Origin of the sequence: Chelativorans alearensis (assembly GCF_010993735.1) — a bacterium.
GTDB classification, from domain to species: domain Bacteria; phylum Pseudomonadota; class Alphaproteobacteria; order Rhizobiales; family Rhizobiaceae; genus Chelativorans; species Chelativorans alearense.
The window spans coordinates 213,490-234,915 of the sequence record NZ_WQNI01000008.1 but is presented as its reverse complement, the minus strand read 5'-3'; the positions used below and the strand labels follow the sequence as shown (position 1 = coordinate 234,915).

Genomic DNA, 21,426 nt, shown 5'->3' with positions numbered 1-21,426 from the left:
TCGCCATCTCCTGCAACGGCGACGGTGAATCATAAAACCCAATCCGTGTCATCAACGCTACGACTCGGAGTTCAACGGACGTGCTCTAAATCAATGTTCCGGTGATCGACGGTGACACAGTGGCAGTGAAATCGTCGAGGCGCTTGTCGGCTGTGGCCTCGCATATCCCATAGCCAAGACTTATACCGGCCAGTGTGCCGCCTCGTTCCAAAAGCATAAGGACGCGACCGGCTGTTCCAGTGGCACGTCGATCCCGGCGTAATGCTTCACCAACAGGTGAATGCTGGCATAGACCACGTTCCGCAGCCGACTCTCCTACCCGCAGCCTACCGCAATCACCACGCTATTCTTAACAACCTCTTCCGAAGATCGGAAAAAATTTCAGGCGCCACTGCACGTGAATTTAAGGCGGCGATGCCATTTGTACTTTATGGAATGAAATTATACGGGGAGCAATCATGGACTTTCTAATAGAAAATTTCAATTCGCCCATTAATATTAAAGCTCTGCCGGAAATATCAATAAATTCTTTGAAGGTGGCATCAATTGCACTGATTGCAGGTATTTGCATCGGCTGCTCGTCGATGCCGGATACAGATGTAATAACCACCTCGATTTCCGCCGAGCCCGCCAATCCCGCCGCGTACTCCGTTCAAAAGAAAGCGTCCAAAGCGGCGAAACGCACCAGAAAACCCGTCACCTTGGCGAGCAGCAGTCCTCTCGGTCGCGCACCCTATATCTGTACGCCGAGCGGCTTCGGGAGGAAGGCACAATGCTACGCCCGATAGTGTATCGTCGGCTGCTCGCGGTTGCGCAAGCCTGGACCAGGGTTACGGTGATGGCATTCGCTGCACTGTGCCTCGCGGAGGCGCACGCCAACGAACCCGCGCCCGGGAGGGACATGATGCAGACCACCTCGATAGGACGGGCAAACGGCGCCGGGCGCACGCAGGCGGCGAAGTTCCCGCTCTTCGGCATCTATGATCCGCACGGCCGTTTCCGGGGCTCGAGTCGCCCGCAGATCGAGCACGTGTTCGTCTACTGGCAGGCCCTCGATAAGCGGATGCTTGCCGGGAAGATGCGCCTTGCCGAGGAGAAGGGCCGGACCCTGATGGTTACCGTGGAGCCCTACACGAAAGCAGCGAACTGGCGCGACGGCGGCGAGCGGCTGTTCGACGACATCATTGCGGGCAGGTTCGATGCGGAGATCACCTCGATCTGCGGCATGATCGCGAGCTTCCCCGGCGAGCAGTGGATTCGCTGGGGGCACGAGATGGAAGACCCGACTGGCCGCTATCCGTGGGCACGCGACGATGCACGCGGCTATGTAGCGGCCTATCGGAAATTCGTCGAAACGTGCCGGGATATCGCGCCACGGGCGCGCTTCATCTGGTCGCCCAAGGGAGAGCGCGGACTGGCAGGCTATTATCCTGGGACCGCCTACGTGGATATGGTGGGCCTTTCGGTATGGGGGCTGGAGAAATGGGACCGCGACTGGTATGGCCGCCCGCGGGGCTTCACCGAGTCCTTCGCTGAGAAATATACCCGCGTGGAGCGGTTCGGAAAGCCCGTCATCATCGCCGAGTTGGGGGTCGCCGGGGGCAAAGCCTATCGCCGGACGTGGATGTCGCAGGTCCTGGCGTCAGCGCCTGCAAACGCGGCATTTCCGCTGCTGACGAGCGTTGTTTATTTTAACGACAAGGAGCCACATTATTGGCCGAACGGCTATGGCTCCCCGGATTGGCGTTTGTCCGCTTCCGTCCTTGCCGACGCTCCCTCATTGGCGGCTTCGGCAAGGTAGGAATGTCCGCGGCGCATGGGTGACAGCGCCGCTACCGATCGGCGAGGCTCGCTTTAATGCGGCTCATTCTCTTGGCGACGTAGTCGCCGTGGCGGAGCTTCGCCCACTCATCGCTTCGCCTGGGCCGTGCGTTTCGGAACACGGACCACTCACCGTCAGGCTCGCGTTTCTGGTAGATGGCCCCATCCACCTCGCGATGGCTGAAGCAGGTCACCGCGGGTGCGGTGCCGTCTGCCGCATGCCATGTGGCCCGGAAGCAGAGCTTGCCGGGAGCGGTGATGAACCACCGGCCGATGCCATAGGAGGGCGAACCGCCTTCATTGGAATACGCGGTGAACTGGCGCTCCTTGACGGCGAAGTGGCCGGCACCGGCCTTCCACAGCCACGAGCGGCTGTTGTAGAGCTCGTAGAGCTCGCTGCTTGTCAGCGGCCGGGCTTTGTCGATGTCCGCGGCCTCCCGGGCCTGGGCGGCCACGCTGGAGGTGTTGCCTCCAAGACCGGCGATCACCGCCGCGACAAGCGCTATACGATGTAGCGACATACTTGTTTCTCCGTTTCCGAGAGTTGTTGCTTAGTTGGATACTTGCTGTTGGACGACCCGCCAGTTGGGTCGGCCATAATCTGGCCAGGGGTAGACTTCCCGATCGTTGAAGTAGACGACGGCCACGAGGTCCGGGAATTGGGGATAGGGCTTTGTGACGTCCTCGGCCCATCGGCGCACATAGGACTGGTCGCCATCATAGCCGAGCTCGGCGACGATGATCGGCTTGCCGAAAATCTTGGCCCTCTCGTAGCGCGGCTCCAGCCACTCGACAAAGGTCATGTCCCTGCCGAATCGGTCGTTGTCGTAGGGCTGATAGCCGAAGACGGACAGGCCAACGATGTCGACATATTCGTCGCCCGGATAATATTCCTCCAGCCCTTCCTTGCCTTTCGGCGACCAGACAAACTTGGCATCCGGGAAGTACTCACGGCATACCGTGATCGCATGGCGATAGGCGTTCACGAACTGCTCGGGCTCCCAGTAGGCCCAGGTGAACTTGAACCACTCCTCTTCGTCCTCGTCCATCTCCTGGCCCCAGCGGATGGTGACCTCGCTCTCCAGCTTCGACGCCTCGCGGCACACGGCCGCCATGTTGGTGTCAAACCGGCCGCTCACGATGCCGCGATAGAGTTCCTCGGGGGAAAGCCGCCAGTCGACCGACCACGACCACGGTTCGACCGTGATCATGAGCGAGCGTCCACGTTCCAACGCGTATTCGTCGGCGATGGTCAGGCTGGCTAGATCGACGTCCTCCCAAGGCAGGAAGAGATGCTCGATCTTCGGATTCGGATCCTCGGTGAAGTCACCATGCGGATCGTAGGCGCCGAAATCGATAGACTCCGGGGTAATGATCGGGCGCTTGTCGGACGGCATCTTGGCCGTCACAGAATTTGGGTTGGGAAGCCGAGGAGGATTGTCGTCGGACGCGAGAACCGCGCCCGCGAACATAATTGCGCTTATCGACAACGCTGCGGTCTTGGCTGTCGTTATCATCGTATCTCTCCTTTCGCGTCGCTATCCTGCGGCTGCCGCACGACGGAGGCGTTTTCGGTGTCGGGTTGCTGCGCCGCGTCTTGCAGAGCCTCAAGCTTGGCGGTGACAAGGTCGTCGCGGACAAGGATATTGGGCTCGCCACCTTCTTGCGGCTCCTCGTGCCGGAAGACGTACCAGTCGCCATCCGGCTCCTTTCTCTGATAAATCGCCTGCCCATCGGTTCGATGGGCAAAGCAGGTCTTGCCATCGAAAGTGCCGGCACGGGTATGCCAGTCGGCTTTCAGGCACAGCCGGCCCGTATCGGTCACGATCCAGCGCCCCGTCGCCCAGGATGCATCGGGGCCGGAACCAGACCAGGCCTTGAAGGTACGGCCATTGTCGTGCATGCGGGCCGCGCCGTCCGGCCATTGCCAGGACTTGTCGTGGTAGAGCATGTAGAGTTCTACGCCAGTCATCGGTCGGGCATTTTCCGGTACGACCGTCTCATTGGCTGCCACCTGTGCCGCGCTGGCCAATGTGAGAATGCCCACCACAGCGGCTGAAAGTGCGTGGGGCCGAAGCGGTAGGGATGCGCCGAGGCGATTGCTTCCGCGCACCAGGGTCAAAGTCTGGCTCATCGTTCAAACCTCGCAATACGGTGGATGTTCGTCGCAGCTGCCTTGCTGCCGTGCAGCGTTGCCAAGGTATCGGTATCCATCTGGCGCACGGAGGGCCGGCCAACCGCCGAGACCGCGAAGCCCAGCGCTTCCGCCGCTCCGGGTTCGAAGGCGTTGCGCAGGTCGACGAGGACCGGGGCGCGCATCACCTTCTTAAGCGCCGCAAGATCGAGACGACGAATGTTGTCCCACTCAGTCACCACAACAACGGCATCGGCGCCGCGGGTGCACTCGTAGGGATCCTCGAAGAAAGCGACATCCTCGAGGATTTGAGCGGCGTTTTCCATACCCACTGGATCATAGGTGCGGATGACGGCTCCGAAACGTTGCAAAGTCTCGATCAGCGGCACCGAGGGAGCGTCGCGCATATCGTCCGTGTCAGGCTTGAAAGTGAGGCCGAGGACGGCAATGGTCAGGCCGTCCACGCTGCCGCCCACGGCATCGAGCACCTTAAGCGCCATCTTGCGCTTACGCGCTTCGTTGGCGGTGACGGTCTCCTCGACAAGGCGGAGGGAAACGCCGTGGTCCTGCGCGGTGCGTAGCATTGCCAGCGTGTCCTTAGGGAAGCAGGAGCCGCCATAACCGGGGCCGGCATTGAGGAAGCTGGTGCCGATGCGCTTGTCGAGACCGACGCCAAGCGCAAGTTCGCTCACGTCCGTGCCCACCTGCTCGCACAGGTCGGCGAGCTCGTTGATGAAGGTGATCTTCGTCGCCAGGAAGGCATTGGAGGCGTACTTGATCAGTTCCGATGTGCGCCGTTGCGTGACGACAAGCGGCGTGTCCGGCGCGGCGGGCGAATCGTCATAGAGTTCCATCAGAACCTCACGCGCGCGCTCGTCTTCGACGCCGATAACGACGCGGTCGGGGTTCATGAAATCGTCGATCGCCACGCCTTCGCGCAGGAACTCGGGATTCGAGGCGACGGAGAAGCTGCCGCGGCGGCGCACAGTGGCGATGATCTTCTCCACCGCATCGCCGGTGCCCACGGGGACTGTCGACTTCACGACCACCACGGCGTTCTCGGCCAGATGCGGTGCGATCTCCTTTGCTGCCATGTAAACGAAGGAGAGGTCGGCATCGCCGTGGCCCGGCCGCGGGGGCGTGCCGACGGCGATGAAGACGACGGCGGCGCCCGCCACGGCTTCCGAAAGGTTGCTCGTGAAGGAAAGGCGGCCGGCGGTGCTGTTGCGGGCGACGAGCACGTCGAGACCCGGTTCGTATATGGGCAGACGTCCCTGGTTCAGACCAGCAATCTTCTCGACGTTCTTATCGACGCAGACGACCCGATGTCCCCAGTCGGCAATGCAGGCTCCCGTCACAAGCCCGACATAGCCAGTGCCAATCATTGCTACTTTCATCATTCGCATCCTTTGTGCTTCTAGGGGCGTCCCTTCCCGCAAAATCATTGGTGGGTTTGCCTCGCTGGGCGCCAGCTCGGCCTGAAGACGGACTTGCGTACGCCCGGGCCGCCGAGCCCGGCGCCCGCGACCGAGTATTGGTCTTGGAATAGGCGCAGGCTGCCGGCTCCCCAGGCAAGCGCCTCCAGCCCATCCTTGCCCCGTCCGGCCGTGGCGAGGCCGGGCAGCACGAGGAGGGCGGCAAGTGTGGCAGCCATGGCAGGGCGGTAGGCGCGGCTTTTCACGCGCACCGTGTTTTCACAGGCGTGCCGGACGACGATGACCAGGAAGATCAACGCGTAAATGAGCGCATTGACGATGGCGAAGATATAGAAGCCCCGTGTGTCACCGGCATTCTCGATGAAGAGCACCGGTAGGGCCGACGCAACTGTGAGGAAGGCGTAGGGCATCAGCACTCGCGTCGGCAGTGGGTCGACCTCGGAGGCGCCCTTCGGTGTGACGCGGAAGTCGACGAAGGAGCCGGTGATCCAGTCGCGCAATGCGGCAGCCGTTCCTGCCAGCGCCCAGGGCCATCGAGCGAAAAGGAAGAGCATTGCCTCCCAACTCAACACCTTTGCATCGTAGGGCCGGAAAGAGCCACCAGCGCGCCAGCGATAGGCCATGAGAATGAGGACGATCGACAGCGGCGCGAAGTGCGTGACGAAGGCAGGATAGGTGACGGCAGCGAAATTCTCGCCACTCACGAGGGCGATGATCGGCATTGTGAACATCGCCGCCATGAAAAGCGCGAAGAGAGGATACCAGAGCTGCGCGAACAGGAACTGGAACTTGAGCCGAGCCGGCAGCCGGCCGACGAGCTTGGGCGACCACTCGAGAAGCAGCATCACAAGGCTGCGCGACCACTGGAATTCCTGGGTGACGAGATCGCTGAAGGTACGCGGGCCGTCGCCATGGGCGATCGCGTCGAGGGCGTGGATGCCCCGCCAGCCATAGGCGTTCATCATCAGCGTGGTGGAGTGGTCCTCTGCAAGCTCCGGACCAAGGCCGCCAATCTCCTTCAACGCCCGTGTGCGCACGGCATAGTGCGAGCCGATGCAGAGCGGCGCCAAGCCGCCATTGTAGCCGGCCTGAAGAGAGCCGTGCATGCTGGCCTCGGCATAGAGCCGGCCACGCGCAGACCAGCTCTCGTGGGCGTTCTTATCGCAGATGCTGGGGGCGGAGACGTAGCCCACGGCGGAGTCGGCGAACGGCCGCAACATCTCACGGAGATAGCCTGGCTCCGGAACATGGTCGGCGTCGAGCTGGGCGACGAAGTCGTAGCGCTCATAGCCATAGTGATCGTAGAAGAAGGCCAGATTGCCTTCCTTGCAGCGGGTGCGCCGCGGCCAGGTCTTGCGATGATAGTCAAGACAGCCCTTGCGGGTTGACACCGAGACGCCTTGGCGACGGCACCATTCCAGCGTCTCCGGCGAGGGGTCCTCGTCGGCGAGCCAGGTATCGTGGGGGACGTCCTGGGCCAGCATCGCCTTCAGCGTCTCGGCTACGACGGGGAAGGGCTCCGACGGCGCCTTGGTGACGACCATGGCGATGCGGCTGCCGGCCGGCAGCCGCAGGGGGCCGTTGGGCTTCCGACCGCGATAGAAGACAGCCAGAAAATAAGCCGGTACGAACGTGACCCAAGCTAACACCAAGGTGACGGTCACCGACCCGAATACGCTGAAATGGTGCTCGGGCCGGAACCACCAAACCCAGAAATAAATGAGCGCAGCGAGCCATAGAGCGACGCCCGCCAGATATTCGACGCGCCGCCAGCCCGCCATCACCGGCACCAAGTGCGGCGCGACGGCGGGCTCCGGGGTGCGGAACCCTATGTCAGGCACACGCCGCGTCATTGCTGCGCCTTCAGGCCAAAGAAGGGAGCGGCGGTGCGCACGATGGTGTCGAGATCGGAACGCTCGGCTGCGAAACCCAGCACCTCGCGCGCGAGGCCCGGATCGGCGTAGAGAACAGGCGGATCACCAGCACGTCGCGGGTGCATCCTGATCGGCACCGTGCGGCCTGTCACGCGGTTCACCGCGTCGAGCACCTCGCGGATCGAGGTCCCATGGCCGGTGCCGATGTTAAACGCAAGATTGCGCCCGCCTGCGACCAGGTGCTCAAAGGCCATGACGTGGGCGCGCGCAAGGTCGGTGACGTGGATATAATCGCGCACACAGGTGCCGTCCTCGGTCTCGTAGTCGTCGCCGAAGACCTCCAGGCGGGGAATCCTGCCCGCCGCGGCCATGAGTGCGCGGGGGATGAGGTGGGTTTCCGGAGCGTGCCACTCCCCGATCTCGCCATCCGGATCGGCACCGCATGCATTGAAATAGCGCAGCGCCACGTAGCGCGTGCCATACGCGGCAGCATAATCCTGCAGCATATGCTCGACCATCAGCTTGCTACGGCCATAGGGGTTGATGGGACGCTGCTCCATCGTCTCCCTGATCGGCAGCTCATCAGGGATGCCATAGGTGGCGCAGCTGCTCGACAGGATCAGGTTATCGACCGAAGCGGCGCGGCAGGCCTCAAGAAGCGAAAGCGTTCCGGCAACGTTGTTGCGGTAATATTTCGCCGGGTCCTCGACAGACTCGCCGACATAGGCGAAAGCCGCGAAATGAATGACGGCTTTGGGCCGGCACGCCTGGAGCGTGGCGAACAGGGAGCCGCCGTCGAGGATGTCACCCTCGACGAAAGGGCCCCAGCGCACCGCGTCGCGGTGACCGGAAACGAGATTGTCGTAAGTGACAGGCTCGATACCGTGGGCCGCCAGGGCCTTGCAGGTATGGCTGCCAATGTATCCGGCGCCGCCGGTCACCAGTACACACGGCGTGGTCATGCGGCGCTCTCCCGGGTTTCCGTCGTTTCCGCTCCGAGCATCCTGTCGAAATAGGCGATGGTCTTCGGCAGTCCCTCGGCGAGGCTGATGGTGGGTTTCCACGCCAGCGTCTCGGCCGCCTGCCGGATATCAGGACGGCGCTGCTGGGGGTCATCGACTGGAAGCGGGCAATGCACGATCCGCGATTTGGAGCCGGTTATGTCGATCACGAGCTCGGCCAGCTCACGGATGGTGAATTCACCGGGATTGCCGAGGTTGATGGGACCGGTGACATCGTCCGGCGACCGCATCAGCCGCACGAATCCCTCGATGAGGTCGTCGACATAGCAGAAGGAACGCGTCTGGGTGCCGCTGCCGTAGATGGTTATGTTCTTGCCCTGGAGGGCCTGAACGATGAAATTCGAGACGACACGGCCGTCGTCCGGGCGCATGCGCGGACCGTAGGTATTGAATATCCGGCAGACCTTGATGCTGAAGCCGTACCGGCGGGCATAGTCAAAGAAGAGAGTCTCCGCGCAGCGCTTGCCCTCGTCGTAGCAGGCCCTGGGGCCGATGGGGTTGACGTTGCCCCAATAGGATTCAGGCTGGGGATGAACGTGCGGATCGCCGTAAATCTCGGAAGTGGAGGCCTGAAAGATCCGGATACCGCGTTCTCTTGCGAGGTCGAGAAGATTGAGCGCCCCCAGAACGCTGGTCTTCATGGTATGAATCGGGTCGGCTTGGTAGTCAGGCGGCGAGGCAGGGCAGGCAAGGTTGTAGATCTCATCGACGGCGAGTTCGCCGCAGTGCGCCACGACGTCATGGCGCAACAGTTGAAAGCCCGGGGCGCCGATCAGATGCTCGACGTTCTCGACCCGCCCGGTCGAGAAGTTGTCGAGACAAACGACCTCGTGTCCCTGCCTGATCAGTCGCTCGCACAGGTGCGATCCCAGAAAGCCGGCACCGCCCGTTGCGAGGATTCTCCGCGAAGCTGGTTTCGGGAAGACAACGTTTGCGATCCGTGAATTGCCCATAGATGCCTCCGGACGAAGAAACTGGTTTTCAATGGTGCCAGGCCGAGATTCGGTGGTCGCGATGGCGCAGATCGACCGGGCCCATCCGCCGTGCGTCCGACGGAGGCTCGCGGCTAAACGCGCTCTCGGCTGTGGCGTTAAATCTGCCCCTTGCAGGTCACATCGACCGTCGACGTGCGCCCTGGGCGCAGATGACGGAACGGGTGATGTCGAGACAGAGCAGGCCTGGCGGTTATCGTGAGGTCATTACCTGATGCGGGGCTGCGCGCTTGCGAAGCGCATGCGCCGCACGATCTGGTGCAGTTTGCGCCGCAAAGGGTCAACCTCGTCTGATTCTTTGGCTTTTGCCGACATAGCGTCTCTCTCTTGACTTGTATGCCAATGCTGATGCACTCGCGCGAACTGCCCCGCAAATCCGCACGAATGTTTGTATTTGTCTAAAATAATTCATCTCGAGCACCGGAGACATCTGGCGAAAGTCATGATCGAAGATGACGAAAGTCATGTTCTTTTGCGCTCGGCTCGAGATTACATCATAGTAGATGGGCCTGGGGAGCTGGTTTGGAGAACGCATGATTGACCTTGCCGCTGAGTTGCAATCGGCCGCAGAAGCCGATGTCATAGGGCTTGCCGTTGTCAGTGCCGACAGAACGATCCAGCGGAAAATCGGGCGCTTGGTCGATTGGCTTCCGGAGAAGGGAGCAGATTGCTGCCAGTGCATGCTGTTGGTCGGAATGGAATCCGAATTGGCTACCCTGGCTAAAGGCCAGCGGGATATAATTGCTCTATCGGGCGTGCGCGGCGCATCACCCGGACTGGATCATCCGGTGACGGCGGCCATCATGTGGAACAGGGACCAGTCCCATTATGTCGTGATCGCGATACCTGATTTTGCGGCGCGGCAGGTCGGAATCCTGTTTGAAAGCGAGCGCCGCGCCCGTCGCGTGATGGAGCAACAGCTCGAAGCGGCCAACTCCGAAGCGCGCTTTGCCTCGCTTGCGCGAACCCGCCTGCGACTGGCGCGGGACCTTCACGACACGCTCGTGCATTCGATCATGGCGCTTTTGACCCAGATTCGGCTAATTCAACACTTTCAATCGACGGACCCCGCCCGCGTATCCGAGGGCCTTGCGACCGCAGAAGAGGCGGCTATAAACGGGTTGGCGCGCGCACGCGATGCCATAGCTCGTCTTCGGATGCCCGATGAGCTTGAACCGGCGCCGGACGTTGAGGGGATGTTATCCGATTTTGCAGAACAGAGCGGCACCGAGGTCTCGGTGCATATCGATAATAGGGCTCGCGATGGGTTGCGAAATCACGCGTTGACGGTTCAGCGCATCCTCAGCGAGGCGTTGCGCAACATCGAGGCGCACGCGAAGGCGCAAAGCGTTCAGTTTCGTGCGATCGAAACGGAGACTGAAGCCGGTAGAAGACTCGTTGTCGAGATCCATGACGATGGATGCGGTTTTGATCCCGTCGTTGCGAAGCCAGGGCACTTCGGTTTGATCGGAATGGTGGAGTTTGCTGAACTCGCCGACGGCAAATGCACCGTGAAGAGCGCGCACGGGGAGGGAACGCTGGTACACATATCGCTGCCCGCAACCGCATCGCCGGCAGCATACTCTTCAGGCACACATGTGGACACCGGCGCGCAGTTATGGAGTCGCCGAAAGGATGGTGGGGCCGGTGAGCGAGTTGCGTGAGCAAATTGACGCGGTGCGTGTGCTGATCGCCGAAGATCAGACGCTGATAAGGGAAGGCCTTGCCACGCTCCTTGCCCAGCAGAACGACGACTTCGAAATTCTCCCGGGTGCAGCCAACGGCGAGCAGGCGATCGAATTTGCGCGCCGATATCGGCCCGATGTCATCTTGATGGATTTGCAAATGCCGCGTGTCGACGGCATTGCGGCGACCCATCGAATCCTCCGCGAGTTTCCGAAAACCAATATTGTCGTCCTGACTACTTTCGAGACGAACGATTTGATCTTCGAAGCCGTCAGCGCTGGCGCGAAGGCATATCTTTTGAAGGACGCCAGGATCGATGAGATTGCGGCAACGATCCGCACGGTGATGAACGGCCAATCGGCGCTTTCGCCAAGCGTTACCGCGCGCGTCCTCAACGAGTTCAAGCGGCTGCGCCCCCGGCACGTCCCGGCGAGTCTTCCTGTTCACAACAACGGCCTGACGGCGCGCGAGAACGAAATTCTCAGACTGGTGGTCGAGGGCAAGAGCAATAGCGAAATCGGCGAGCGACTGCATTTGGCCGAGGGCACGATAAAGAATTATGTGAGCACGATTCTGGAGAAGTGCGGGGCTAGAAACCGGACTGAGTTGGCGATAAGGACAATTGGCTTAACGGGGTAATGACAAATCCATACTTTCGGGACTGAGTGCCCGGGATTTTGTGCTGTCTGCGGGCGGGGGCAAATTTCCTTCAGTAATGGCGGGATATCTGGAGAATGACCATGCAGAACGTTGAGCAGATCGAAAAGGATGTGAACGGGAATGTTTCTCCGAGTGAAAAGGAAGCGATAGCGCGCCCCGAGGAGACAATAGATCAAGTCCGTGATCTCTTGTTCGGCGGTGCCCAGCGGTCGATCGAAAATAGACTAGTTGACCTGCGGGAAGAGATGCAGGCTACCTTCAAAGAACTCAAAGCGGAGTTTGAGAAGGAGTTGGCGGCTGTGCAAGCAATGGTCGAAGAACTCGAGCGGAACAGCGAAAACAAGCAACTCGCTTCGCATAAGGAGATCGGTGCTGCCATTTCGCAGCTTGGTGCGACCATCAGCGAACTGGGGTCCGGCCGCTCAGGAAAGTAGCATGGCATCTGCAGCCGGCCAGAGCCGCGAGATGGAGCAACTCAAAACATTGCTCTTTCAAGCGGAGGCGACGCGTCTTGAGACGCTGGAAACAGATGTCGCTTTCCTCCAGCGGTATGTAGGCGACCCCGACCGCCTCGAAGCGGCAACGGCAGACATATTGGTCTCCGCGTTGGAGCGGGCGGAAGTCCGTCAGCCGCGCGAACTTGCGAACGTCATTGCTCCCTCCGTAGTTTCCGCAGTCAGGAGCGAGATCAAGAATTCGCGCGAGCTGATGGTCGATGCGCTCTATCCTATTATTGGGAGGCTGGTCAGCGCAGCCGTGGCAAATGCTTTCAAGCAACTGGTTGCGTTTCTGGAGGAGCGCATTGGCGCGCTGACATTCGCGGAACTTTGGAGCGGGCGCCTCAAGTCGCTGGTGACCGGCCGTCCGATCAGCGAGTTCGTGCTGGCGGACAGCAACCCGCCCCGGGTTAACCGGTTGCTGATCATTGAACGCGGCAGTGGACGCCTCATCGCAGACTGGAAGCGGGAGGGCATCCCCGACGAACGCGCGGACCTGATGAGCGCGATGGTTGCAGCGATCCTTGAATTTTCGGTTCAGGCGCTAGCCGAAGAAGGCAGTCTACAAAAGCTCGATTTCGGCGGAAAGGAGATCGTGCTTCGCGCATCGCCGCGATTCATCCTGGCGGCAGAGTGCATCGGCCTCCTGCGTGCAGCCGACGAAGCCAGGATCAATTCACTTTTCTATGACATGATTGAGAGCATGGACCACGGCTTGGAGCACGATGCTGCGACGCTTGCCGCATTGGCAACGTCCATCGAAAACGATCCTCTCTCTCGCAAGAAGAAGAGAAGGCGTGGAAGGGTTGTTCTGCTTATATTTGTCACTCTCGCCGCTGCCCTGCTCGCTTGGTTCGCCGGCACGTTCGTGACTCGCACGATGCTGGAGCAACGGACGAACGCTGCGCTACAGCAACTTGTCGACGAGCAGCCGTTGCTGGCTTCGTTTCCGCTGCGGCTGGACTTTGACCATGGCAATCGACGGCTCACGGTCTCCGGCATTGAGCCCAGCCAAGTGGATGTCGTTCCCGTGATCGGAGCGCTGGCCGAGGCCGCGGCTCCATATCGGATCATTGACCAGATCGGCATCGTGCCCGAACTGGAACAGTCGGCGGCATTGCAGGCCGATATCGCCACTATACAGCAGTCACTTGCGCACATACAAAAGACCATCGACGAAACGCGCGGGGCGATTGCCGAAGAGACGAAATCCCAAGATCGGCGATATGCCGAGTTGAGCGAGCAATACAGCAGGCTGCAGTCCATTGTCGACGGTCCTGCGGAACGGCTCGCCCGCTTCATGGCTTCAGCGGCCGTTTTCTTCCGCACGGGTACCGACGAATTCATCGACCGCGAAGAGGCCGAGCGGCAGATGCGGCAGCTGGCGGGATTGCTTGCAGACAACGATCTGAGGGTTCGAGTCGTCGGGCATACGGACCATATAGGGTCCGATTCCACCAACAGGATACTTGCTCTCAACAGAGCGGAGCAGGTAGTACAGAAGCTGATCTCTCTTGGGGTCGAACCCTCGCGATTGGTTGTCGTTTCGCGCTCGGCATCGATGCCGATTGCCGACAGAATCGGCGCAACGAATGCCGCAAATCGTCGGGTTACTTTCGAAAACGTGTTTCAAACCGAACCGGCTCAGTGATGCTCACGGCAAAAGTCATGCTGCTCGGTGATATGGGTGTCGGCAAGACCTCGGTCATGTATCGCCTCGTACATGATCGCTTCGACGGGGAATACATGACGACGCTTGGCGTCGAAATTCTCAGTTATGATGTCCCTGCCGACGGGGGTGAACCGACGCGCCTCGTGCTGTGGGATACGGACGGCGATTTTGGAACGCGTATTTTCGAAACCGTCTACGTTGCGGGCGCTTCGGCGGCGATCATCGTATCGGATATAACGCGGCCGCAAACGGTCACGCACATGGTCGAATTGGCGCGCAGCTTTGAGTCAAGATTTCCAGGAAGACCCTACAGGGCTCTTGTAAACAAGATAGATCTCGCAGAAAGCGGGGGAAGCGACGGACAGATTGGAGATCTCGCGCCCTCGACTGTCAATTTCGTGAGCGCGAAGACCGGCACCGGGCTCGCGGAAACTTTTGCCGAGCTCGCGGAGACGATACGTCGCCGACAACTTTAGAGCCGCCGAGCGCCTATCCTGCTCGATCTTGCCATGCTCGACCCTGGTCGCCCAGTTCACCCCAGGTGATGGGATGGAGGATGAGCGTGCGATGCTAATCTATGCCGACTTCCACCTAGCGACATTGTCGAGATAGATCCGGGTCATCGTCTCAGAACACCAGTACCTTGTCAGCGCCAAGCGTCGCATCCCCGAGTTCGCCCATGGTGCTGCGCTTCGCGCCATCCATGACGTCGTTGTCGGTCATGCCGCGCGCGTCCATGCAGGTGCCGCAGAGCAACACGGTGCCTTTCGCGAGCACGCGCTTGAGCATGCGCTCTATGTTGTAATAGCCGTCCGGGGTCCTCTGGCCCTTGCGTGCTGCGATGACGGCGTCAGCCATCAGGAAGACGGCAATCTCCGCTTCCGGCTCCTTTTTCAGGAGCGTGTGGGCAAGACGAAGGGCATTGTAGCAACTCTCGGTGCCATAGGGCGGACCGTTCAGGATGAACAGGGTCTTCATTCGGGTTACCTCAGGTATGGATGAGGTTCATTCGCCGAGAGTGCGGCGTCGCTCCTCGAATTCCTCCTTGTCGATCTCCCCGCGCGCGAAGCGCTCCTTGAGGATATCGAGCGGTGTTCGCGTCGATGGCGGCTGATGCGGGGCGGCGGCCTGCCACGGTCCGCCGAGCCAGCGTACGAGGAGAACGGCGACCGCGATCACCACGGCGAGCACCAGGATCATGAAGATCGGCCCGAAGATCATTCCGAACCACCCGCCACCCCATCCCATCATGTGCGGTCCCCAGCCGTAGCGGTCGAAGTCGGGGGAGGCTTGCGCCCATGCCGCACCTGGCTGAAGAGCAATAGCTGCACCTGCGATGGTTCCGATCGATACTGTAAGTCTCATCACGTTCCTGCTCCTTTGCGCCAGACGGCAACCGGGGGATGTACTGCTGCTCCTGGCAATCTCGGCTGCGCCGCCCATCTCGACGGGCATCCCAACACGGTTCCACTAGACAGCCCCTCCGGTGCGGCCTTGATCCAAAGCAATCACACGGATGCCATTACTTAATAATATGCCGGTGAACGGCTGGCGGTTTGATTCAGCGCAAGAAGGGAATAGATCGAGTGAGATATAGAATGTCTCACTTGGACGTCCACGGTGAGCGGAGTGTCATCATGTCATTCAGGACGCTTCTTACGGTCACGGGCCTTACCCAAGCTGAGGGCGATCTTGGGAACGCCGTTGCGCTGTGCGAGGAGGCGAAGGCCCATCTTTCCGTTCTTGTCGTCGCGCTTGCCGCGCCGCCGCCCGTTGGAGAGTATGCAGCAATGGCCTCCGACGCCTGGATGGAGGAGCGACGGGCTGATCTCGAAGCGTTGCAGGGGCGCACCGTTCAGGTCTCGCAATACCTGGCTTCAACATCCATCTCTACGGACGTGGCAAGCGAATATACGGAAGTCGCGTGGGCCGACGAAGCGATCGGTCGGCGCGGCCGCTATGCAGACATTACAGTGGTCTGGCCCGACCTGCCCGCGGGCGGCACACTAAGGAGTAAGGCAATCGAGGGGGCCCTCTTCTCCTCGGGCAAGCCGCTTCTGGTCGTCCCGGAAGGTTGGCAGGCCACACTCAGCCCGAAACGCATCATGATTGCATGGGATTCGCGCATCGAAGCCGCAAGGGCGGTGCGCGAGTGCCTCGATATACTTGAAGGCGCTGAGGAGGTTCGGCTGGTGTCAGTCGATCCGGTTGAGAGCGAGAGCGGCCATGGTGCGGAGCCGGGCGCCGATGCGGCGGCCTATCTTGCCCGTCACGGTGCGAAGGTGACTGTCGACTGCCTATCGAGCCAAGGTCATTCCACCGCTGAAATCCTGCGGAGGCACGCTGTCGATTGTGCGGCCGATCTCCTTGTGATGGGCGCCTATGGCCATTCGCGCATCCGCGAGCGCATCTTCGGTGGCGTCACGAAGTCGATCCTCGCTCAGTCCTCGCTGCCGGTCCTTATGGCACGATAGCGCAGCCCCGGTTGTTCTTCCATCCGAGCTTGCATGAGGAGATCTGATCACTGGGGTGAGAAGGATGTGCACGACCGTATCGCGAGCAATCGACGCAGTGGGGTTTGGGTCACGCGCGTTTCACTCTCTACGATCGACCCAGCTACCCTGCTCAAGTGTGTCCGCAGGGTGGAGGACGACGACGTCGCCAGCCTCGACACCGCCCAGTACCTCGGCCACTTCGTCGTTCATCTGGCCGATCTCCACCGTCGTTTGCCGCAGGCGGCCGTCCTCGACGGTGAACACGTTCCAGTCACCTCCGTTGCGGAAAAGCGCGCTGATCGGCACCTGCAGGCAGTCTGCGCTCTTCCAGACAGTCATCTCCGCAAACACCCGATAACCATGTCCCAAGCGGTCGTCGCTTTCTTCGAGGTCCAGAACCGTGTTGACGCGCTGCTCCTCGATGCCAAGCGCGGAAACCTTGGTGAAGGCGGCCGGATCGATACGCCGGACGGTGGCCTCGAGGGGCCGATCGCCGCCCCAGTCATGCACGAGCGCGATGGTTCCCGGTGCGATGCGGACGGCGTCGGCCGATAAAAGGTCGACGACCACCTCGAGATCGCTCGTATCGCCGATCTGGGCGATCTGCGCGCCGGCTGCCACGGCCTGCTCACTCTCGGCAAGCACGCCAAGCACTGTGCCATCCACTGGCGCAAGCACGTTGACACAGCAGCTCTCGCCCCTTGGATCGCGAAGGTCGGTCTGTTGGAGCCGTGCCTCCACGCTCGCCAGTTCCGCCCGGCGGAACCGGACCGTTGCCTGGGCAGCCTCCACGGCCGCCTTCTGCAACTCGACGTCGTTGGTCACCTTCTGCAAGGCGCTTTCGGAGATGATACCCGGCCCATGCAGCTTGAGGGCGCGCTCAAGCTCCGTCTCCGCCAATCGCAGGGCCGTCTCGGCCTTTCGCAACTCACTCCCGGCAATGCCGACGGCGGACCGTGCGGCATCGCGGGCGGCGAGCAATTCCGCTTCAGTGCGCCGGTCGAGGAGAGGTGGGTCGAGGGGGTGGATACTGGCCACAACGGTCTCACCCGCTTTCACGCGGTCGCCCTCCTTGAGCACCGTTCGAGAAAGGTGCCCGGCGATAGGGGCGGAGACCGTGTAAACCTCGCGCACGCGGGTGACGCCCTCTTCCCGGATCGTCACCTTCATGGGGGCTCGCCTTATCTCCGCGACGTCCACGAGAGCCGGTTGCTCGCGCAGGGACCAGGCGACGACGGCGACCGCCGCCAATGCCGCCAGTGCCATCAAGGAGCGTTTGAGCCAGAGGGATTTCATCGGACTATTCCCTTGTCTTGAGCACACGCACGAGGTCGAGCCTGTCGACACGGCGGCGCACGATCAGAGCCGACAGTGCCGCAACGCCAAGCACCACGAGGCTGGAGGCGGCGAATGTGGAGCGGTCAATGATGAACGGGACGCGGAAAAGGTCGCTCGAGAATCCCTCCACCACCGTCCAGGAAAAGAAATAGCCGAACAGCCAGCCAAGCGGCTGCGCCAGCGCGACGATCGCGCCGAGTTCGATCAGGAGAACACTCGACACCTCGCCCTTGGTGAAACCGAGAACACGCAGGCTTGCCAGTTCCCGTGCCCGCTCCGAAAACTGGATGCGTGCCGAGTTGTAGACGACGCCGAAGGTGATGATGACGGCAAGTGCGGCGTAGACGGTCGTCATGATGGTGATGTTCTCCTCGATTGTCTCTCGAAAACGCTCGCGTGAGAGCCCCTGCAAAGCGATCGCCGCAACCGCCGGCGTGCGCTTGATGGTCTCGTAAAGCTTGGAGAGCTGCGAGGGGTCGATGGCCACATGCACCCCTGAGAGCCGCGGCCCGTCGCCGATCATCCGGTCGAGGGCGTCAGTGCGCATGTAGACGGCGAGCCCGATGAAGCTTTCGACGACGCTGCTTATCGGCACCGCCGCCATCCGATGGTCTCTTTCCAACAGTTCGACCTCGGCAATGTCGCCAATGTGCAGGTCGAGCAAGTTGGCGACCCACTCCGAGATCATCAGCCCTGAAGATGGTGGCTCAACGGAATCGAGAGCCTTGTCGAGCGCGCGGGAAAGGTCCGCTTCCCGAACAAGCCCCTGGATCACGAGCCGGCGCTCACGATGGCCATGGCGCAGGATGACCGGCGTTGCGCGAAAACCCTCCGCGCGCAGCACACCGGGCATGGCGGCCACTTCCTGCAATGCGCGAGGAGAGCGTTCTGTACTGAAGGACAGGGTCGCATCCTGGCGTTCGGAGCGCGTGAACACGGTGTCGACCATGAAGGCTGTTGAATCGAACGCGAACAGGGCCGTGATCAGGAGCGCCACAGCAAGCGACGTTCCAAGTGCGGTTGTAAGGGTGCGCACCGGCCAGCGGATCAGGTGGCGGAGGGCCATGATCGTGAGCTGCGAAAACACCCGCAAAAGGCGCGATCCCGCCCCAAGCAGGCTGCGATAGCGCGTGGGCGCCGGTGGCTGCATCGCTACCGCCGGCGGAAGGCGCACCACGCTCCAGATGGCGCGGGCGCTGCCTGCCAACGCTGCCAGCGCGCTGACGGTGGCGGCAATGGCGTAAAGGTCGAGGCTCTGCCGGAAGATCAGGAAGGGGAACGAATAGAAGCGGGCATAAAGGTCCGTCATGCCACGCCCCAGCCAGTTGCCGGCGACCGAGCCGATGGCGATGCCGACCAAGGCCACGATTAGCGTCAGTTTCGCGTAGTGCCAGGCGATCGCCATCGGGCCATAGCCGACGGCTTTCATCAGCCCGACCTGCTCGCGCTCAAGGGCGATGAGACGTGTCAGGATCATGTTGACCAGGAACGCTGAGACGAACAGGAAGACCGGCGGAATGACCATCGCCATGGCGCGGAGCTGGACCAGTTCGCTGTCCAGGAACATGTGCGAGATCTGGTCATCCCGGTCGTGTGCACCCGTTCCCCCGTAGGGCTTGAGCAGGGTATCGAGAGCGTCGATCACCGCGCGTAGGTCGACGTTCCTCTGGGTGCGGATCGCCACGTCGTTGAAGGCGCCGGTCATGTCGAAGATGCCGGCGAGCGCCGTGCGCGGCATGAAAAAGACGCCGAAGCGCCGCTGGTCGGGGACCAGGTCGCCCGGCCCGATGGCGTAGATATATTCCGGTGACAGCACGATGCCCGTAACGGTCAGCGTCCGCTTGCGCCCGTTCATGATGGCGTCGAAGCGGCTGCCAGGTGCCATCCGATGAGCGGCCGCGAATGGCTCCGTCACCGCGATCTCGCTAGTACGACCCGGTTCAGGCAGGCGCCCGGAACGAAGGTAGAGGCGATTGACCGCCGGCTCGCCGAAGTCCGGGATCGAGACGGCGATGCCGGTCGCAGGCTCCACCATGCCGGGGATGTCCAGCAGGACTGGCTTGACAATGCGCAGCTCGATACCGCTCACGCCAGAGATCGATGAAAGCCGGGTCTTGAGCTGAAGAGGCGCCCGCGTCAGCCCCGAAAAGACGGTCGCGAAGCGGTAGCGGTCATAGAAGGCCGCGCGTGTCTCGTCGAGCGAGCGGTAGGCGCCGATGGCCAGCACGAGTGTGGCAACGCCACAGGCCATGACCAGGGCGATGGCGAGCACCTGTGCCCACATGCGGGCAAGATCGCGGAGGAGCTTGCGGTCGAGGACAGACATCGCCTTACCAGCTCACCTCGGCCGGCCGCGCCCGCCTGTCGTTCACCTCCGCCTCGGCGATCCGGCCATCCTTGAAGGTGAAGACGCGGTGGGCGATGTCCCTTATGCCCGCGTTATGAGTGATGATTGCCGTTGTCGTCTTCAGTTCCTCGTTGATGCGCCAGAGCGCTTCGAGTACGAGGATGCCAGTCTTGGAATCGAGCGCGCCGGTGGGTTCGTCGCACAGCATCACCTCCGGCCGCTTCGCGATGGCGCGAGCGATAGCCACGCGCTGCTGCTCGCCGCCCGAGAGCTGGGCGGGGAAATGCGTCATGCGGTCCTTCAGGCCTACCATCTCCAGCGCCTCCTCCGGCGCCATCGGGTCGGTGGAGATCTCTGTGACGAGCGCCACATTCTCCCACGCCGTGAGACTGGGGATCAGGTTGTAAAACTGAAAGACGAAGCCGACATGCTCGCGCCGGAAGCGTGTGAGCTGCCGTTCGGAGAACCCTGTCAATTCCTGGTCACGGAAGTGCACCTTGCCGGACGTCGCGTGGTCGAGCCCGCCCATAATGTTGAGGAGCGTCGACTTGCCGCTGCCGGAGGGTCCGAGAAGGACGGCCATCTCACCCTCTTCCAGATCGAGGTCCACGCCGCGCAGCGCAAAGACCTCCACCTCGCCGGTGCGATACACCTTCGTCAGGCAGTGGACGGAGAAGATCGGCTTGTCCATGTGAGCGCGGGCCTTTCGCGTTTGCCCGCTAGTCATAACGCCACGCGGTGGCTTGGCCTTGATGCGCGTCAAACCGCCAGCGGAGTGGCCATGTCGAGAGCGGCACACCGGCTGAAATGCGTCGGCAGCGACGGAAAAGGCTCTCCCGGAGCGCGGCGCGCCTCCGTTGCACGCCGCTGGATCAGCGAATCCCGGCAGTTGCGCCGAGATCGGCGAGTGCCTTGTACAACTCCCGCGGTGGAAGCCTCGACAAGTCCTTGTCCACCTCGCCGACAACCAGAGCCTTGAGCGCTTGCGGGAGCGCTTCGCGGAGGATACCCAGCATCTGCGGCTCCGCGACGATCACCAGCCTGTCGAATGCGTGGGCGATACGAAGCTTCTCCAGCCGCCGGATCAGCATGGCCGCGAACCGCACCTGCCGCTCCCGGATCGGATCGGAACGATACTCCATCGCCGAGCGCCGCGCACCGTACGAAGCGAAACTGCGTCCCGGCCGGTCCGCCATGATGCGCCGAAGCGGCTTGTGCTCCATCTCGAGGACGATGTCCTCGGGATGCGGCCCGGTCTCGGGATCCTGCTCCAGATCGCGCACGATGCGCGCCAGCGTCCCGTCGGCGACGAGGAACCATGTCTTCGGCTTTTTCATCGCGGCCACTCCCTGGTTTCAAGTCCTCATAGGCTGAATCGTGCTCCTGGCCCTTGACGCGCATCAAAGTTCATGTCGCCTGAACGCTTAATCTGATGGGCCCGTGTCGATACAG

21 protein-coding genes are annotated in these 21,426 nt (G+C 61.6%); 7 read left to right on the top strand and 14 right to left on the bottom strand.

The window, feature by feature from the left end:
- Positions 1-403 precede the first annotated feature (403 nt).
- Positions 404-634 (bottom strand): hypothetical protein, encoded by a 231-nt coding sequence (locus GPJ75_RS14095; protein WP_163268964.1) that lies wholly within the window; start codon positions 632-634, stop codon positions 404-406.
- 138 nt (positions 635-772) lie between these two features.
- Between GPJ75_RS14095 and GPJ75_RS14090 the strand changes: the two genes are divergently transcribed.
- Entirely contained in the window at positions 773-1,801 is a 1,029-nt protein-coding gene (locus GPJ75_RS14090; protein WP_163268963.1) for a glycoside hydrolase family 26 protein, read from the top strand.
- A 31-nt stretch (positions 1,802-1,832) separates the two neighbouring features.
- On the opposite strand, the gene GPJ75_RS14085 is transcribed toward GPJ75_RS14090, so the two are convergent.
- The 7 genes from GPJ75_RS14085 to GPJ75_RS14055 are packed head-to-tail and all read right to left on the bottom strand — an operon-like array spanning position 1,833 to position 9,240.
- Positions 1,833-2,342 carry a DUF995 domain-containing protein gene (locus GPJ75_RS14085; RefSeq protein ID WP_163268962.1) on the bottom strand — a complete coding sequence of 170 codons (510 nt, stop codon included), beginning with the start codon at positions 2,340-2,342 and terminating at the stop codon, positions 1,833-1,835.
- Positions 2,343-2,372: 30 nt separating this feature from the next.
- On the bottom strand, positions 2,373-3,338 hold the full coding sequence (locus GPJ75_RS14080) for a glycoside hydrolase family 26 protein (RefSeq protein WP_163268961.1): 966 nt from the start codon (positions 3,336-3,338) through the stop codon (positions 2,373-2,375).
- Entirely contained in the window at positions 3,335-3,955 is a 621-nt protein-coding gene (locus GPJ75_RS14075) for a DUF995 domain-containing protein (protein ID WP_163268960.1), read from the bottom strand. The genes GPJ75_RS14080 and GPJ75_RS14075 overlap by 4 nt, the downstream gene beginning before the upstream one ends.
- Positions 3,952-5,352 (bottom strand): UDP-glucose dehydrogenase family protein, encoded by a 1,401-nt coding sequence (locus GPJ75_RS14070; protein ID WP_163268959.1) that lies wholly within the window; start codon positions 5,350-5,352, stop codon positions 3,952-3,954. Before GPJ75_RS14070 ends, GPJ75_RS14075 begins: the two co-directional genes overlap by 4 nt.
- Positions 5,353-5,396: 44 nt before the next feature.
- A complete protein-coding gene (locus GPJ75_RS14065; protein WP_163268958.1) occupies positions 5,397-7,244 on the bottom strand; it encodes a glycosyltransferase family 2 protein in 1,848 nt (615 codons plus the stop codon).
- Positions 7,241-8,227, bottom strand: coding sequence for a UDP-glucose 4-epimerase GalE (gene galE, locus GPJ75_RS14060; protein WP_163268957.1), 987 nt, complete (start codon positions 8,225-8,227; stop codon positions 7,241-7,243). Before galE ends, GPJ75_RS14065 begins: the two co-directional genes overlap by 4 nt.
- The gene (locus GPJ75_RS14055; protein ID WP_163268956.1) at positions 8,224-9,240 is read right to left on the bottom strand and encodes a UDP-glucuronic acid decarboxylase family protein; all 1,017 of its coding nucleotides are present in this window, start codon (positions 9,238-9,240) and stop codon (positions 8,224-8,226) included. Before GPJ75_RS14055 ends, galE begins: the two co-directional genes overlap by 4 nt.
- 572 nt (positions 9,241-9,812) lie before the next feature.
- On the opposite strand from GPJ75_RS14055, the gene GPJ75_RS14050 reads away from it, so the two are divergent.
- The 5 genes from GPJ75_RS14050 to GPJ75_RS14030 all read left to right on the top strand — a co-directional run bounded on the left by GPJ75_RS14050 (position 9,813) and on the right by GPJ75_RS14030 (position 14,270).
- Complete coding sequence (locus GPJ75_RS14050; RefSeq protein ID WP_163268955.1) at positions 9,813-10,943, top strand: sensor histidine kinase; 1,131 nt, start codon at positions 9,813-9,815, stop codon at positions 10,941-10,943.
- The gene (locus GPJ75_RS14045; RefSeq protein ID WP_246249056.1) at positions 10,927-11,604 is read left to right on the top strand and encodes a response regulator transcription factor; all 678 of its coding nucleotides are present in this window, start codon (positions 10,927-10,929) and stop codon (positions 11,602-11,604) included. Before GPJ75_RS14050 ends, GPJ75_RS14045 begins: the two co-directional genes overlap by 17 nt.
- Positions 11,605-11,699: 95 nt before the next feature.
- A complete protein-coding gene (locus GPJ75_RS14040) occupies positions 11,700-12,059 on the top strand; it encodes a hypothetical protein (protein ID WP_163268953.1) in 360 nt (119 codons plus the stop codon).
- Between the two features lies 1 nt (position 12,060).
- Positions 12,061-13,773 carry an OmpA family protein gene (locus GPJ75_RS14035; RefSeq protein WP_163268952.1) on the top strand — a complete coding sequence of 571 codons (1,713 nt, stop codon included), beginning with the start codon at positions 12,061-12,063 and terminating at the stop codon, positions 13,771-13,773.
- 17 nt (positions 13,774-13,790) lie between these two features.
- Positions 13,791-14,270, top strand: a complete 480-nt coding sequence (locus GPJ75_RS14030) for a Rab family GTPase (RefSeq protein ID WP_246249055.1) — start codon at positions 13,791-13,793, stop codon at positions 14,268-14,270.
- A 151-nt stretch (positions 14,271-14,421) separates the two neighbouring features.
- Here GPJ75_RS14030 and GPJ75_RS14025 read toward each other — a convergent pair whose 3' ends face one another.
- Together GPJ75_RS14025 and GPJ75_RS14020 are read right to left on the bottom strand one after the other, a co-directional pair.
- Positions 14,422-14,772, bottom strand: coding sequence for a DsrE/DsrF/TusD sulfur relay family protein (locus tag GPJ75_RS14025; protein WP_163268950.1), 351 nt, complete (start codon positions 14,770-14,772; stop codon positions 14,422-14,424).
- 27 nt (positions 14,773-14,799) lie between these two features.
- Complete coding sequence (locus GPJ75_RS14020; RefSeq protein WP_163268949.1) at positions 14,800-15,159, bottom strand: SHOCT domain-containing protein; 360 nt, start codon at positions 15,157-15,159, stop codon at positions 14,800-14,802.
- Between the two features lie 272 nt (positions 15,160-15,431).
- Here GPJ75_RS14020 and GPJ75_RS14015 point away from each other — a divergent pair, with 272 nt between their 5' ends.
- Positions 15,432-16,268, top strand: coding sequence for a universal stress protein (locus tag GPJ75_RS14015; protein ID WP_163268948.1), 837 nt, complete (start codon positions 15,432-15,434; stop codon positions 16,266-16,268).
- Between the two features lie 120 nt (positions 16,269-16,388).
- Here GPJ75_RS14015 and GPJ75_RS14010 read toward each other — a convergent pair whose 3' ends face one another.
- From GPJ75_RS14010 to GPJ75_RS13995, 4 genes are all read right to left on the bottom strand, one after another.
- Complete coding sequence (locus tag GPJ75_RS14010; protein ID WP_163268947.1) at positions 16,389-17,585, bottom strand: efflux RND transporter periplasmic adaptor subunit; 1,197 nt, start codon at positions 17,583-17,585, stop codon at positions 16,389-16,391.
- Positions 17,586-17,589: 4 nt separating this feature from the next.
- Positions 17,590-19,953 carry an ABC transporter permease gene (locus GPJ75_RS14005; protein WP_163268946.1) on the bottom strand — a complete coding sequence of 788 codons (2,364 nt, stop codon included), beginning with the start codon at positions 19,951-19,953 and terminating at the stop codon, positions 17,590-17,592.
- A 4-nt stretch (positions 19,954-19,957) separates the two neighbouring features.
- On the bottom strand, positions 19,958-20,665 hold the full coding sequence (locus tag GPJ75_RS14000; RefSeq protein ID WP_163268945.1) for an ABC transporter ATP-binding protein: 708 nt from the start codon (positions 20,663-20,665) through the stop codon (positions 19,958-19,960).
- Positions 20,666-20,846: 181 nt separating this feature from the next.
- Positions 20,847-21,311, bottom strand: coding sequence for a host attachment protein (locus tag GPJ75_RS13995; RefSeq protein ID WP_163268944.1), 465 nt, complete (start codon positions 21,309-21,311; stop codon positions 20,847-20,849).
- Positions 21,312-21,426: the final 115 nt, after the last annotated feature.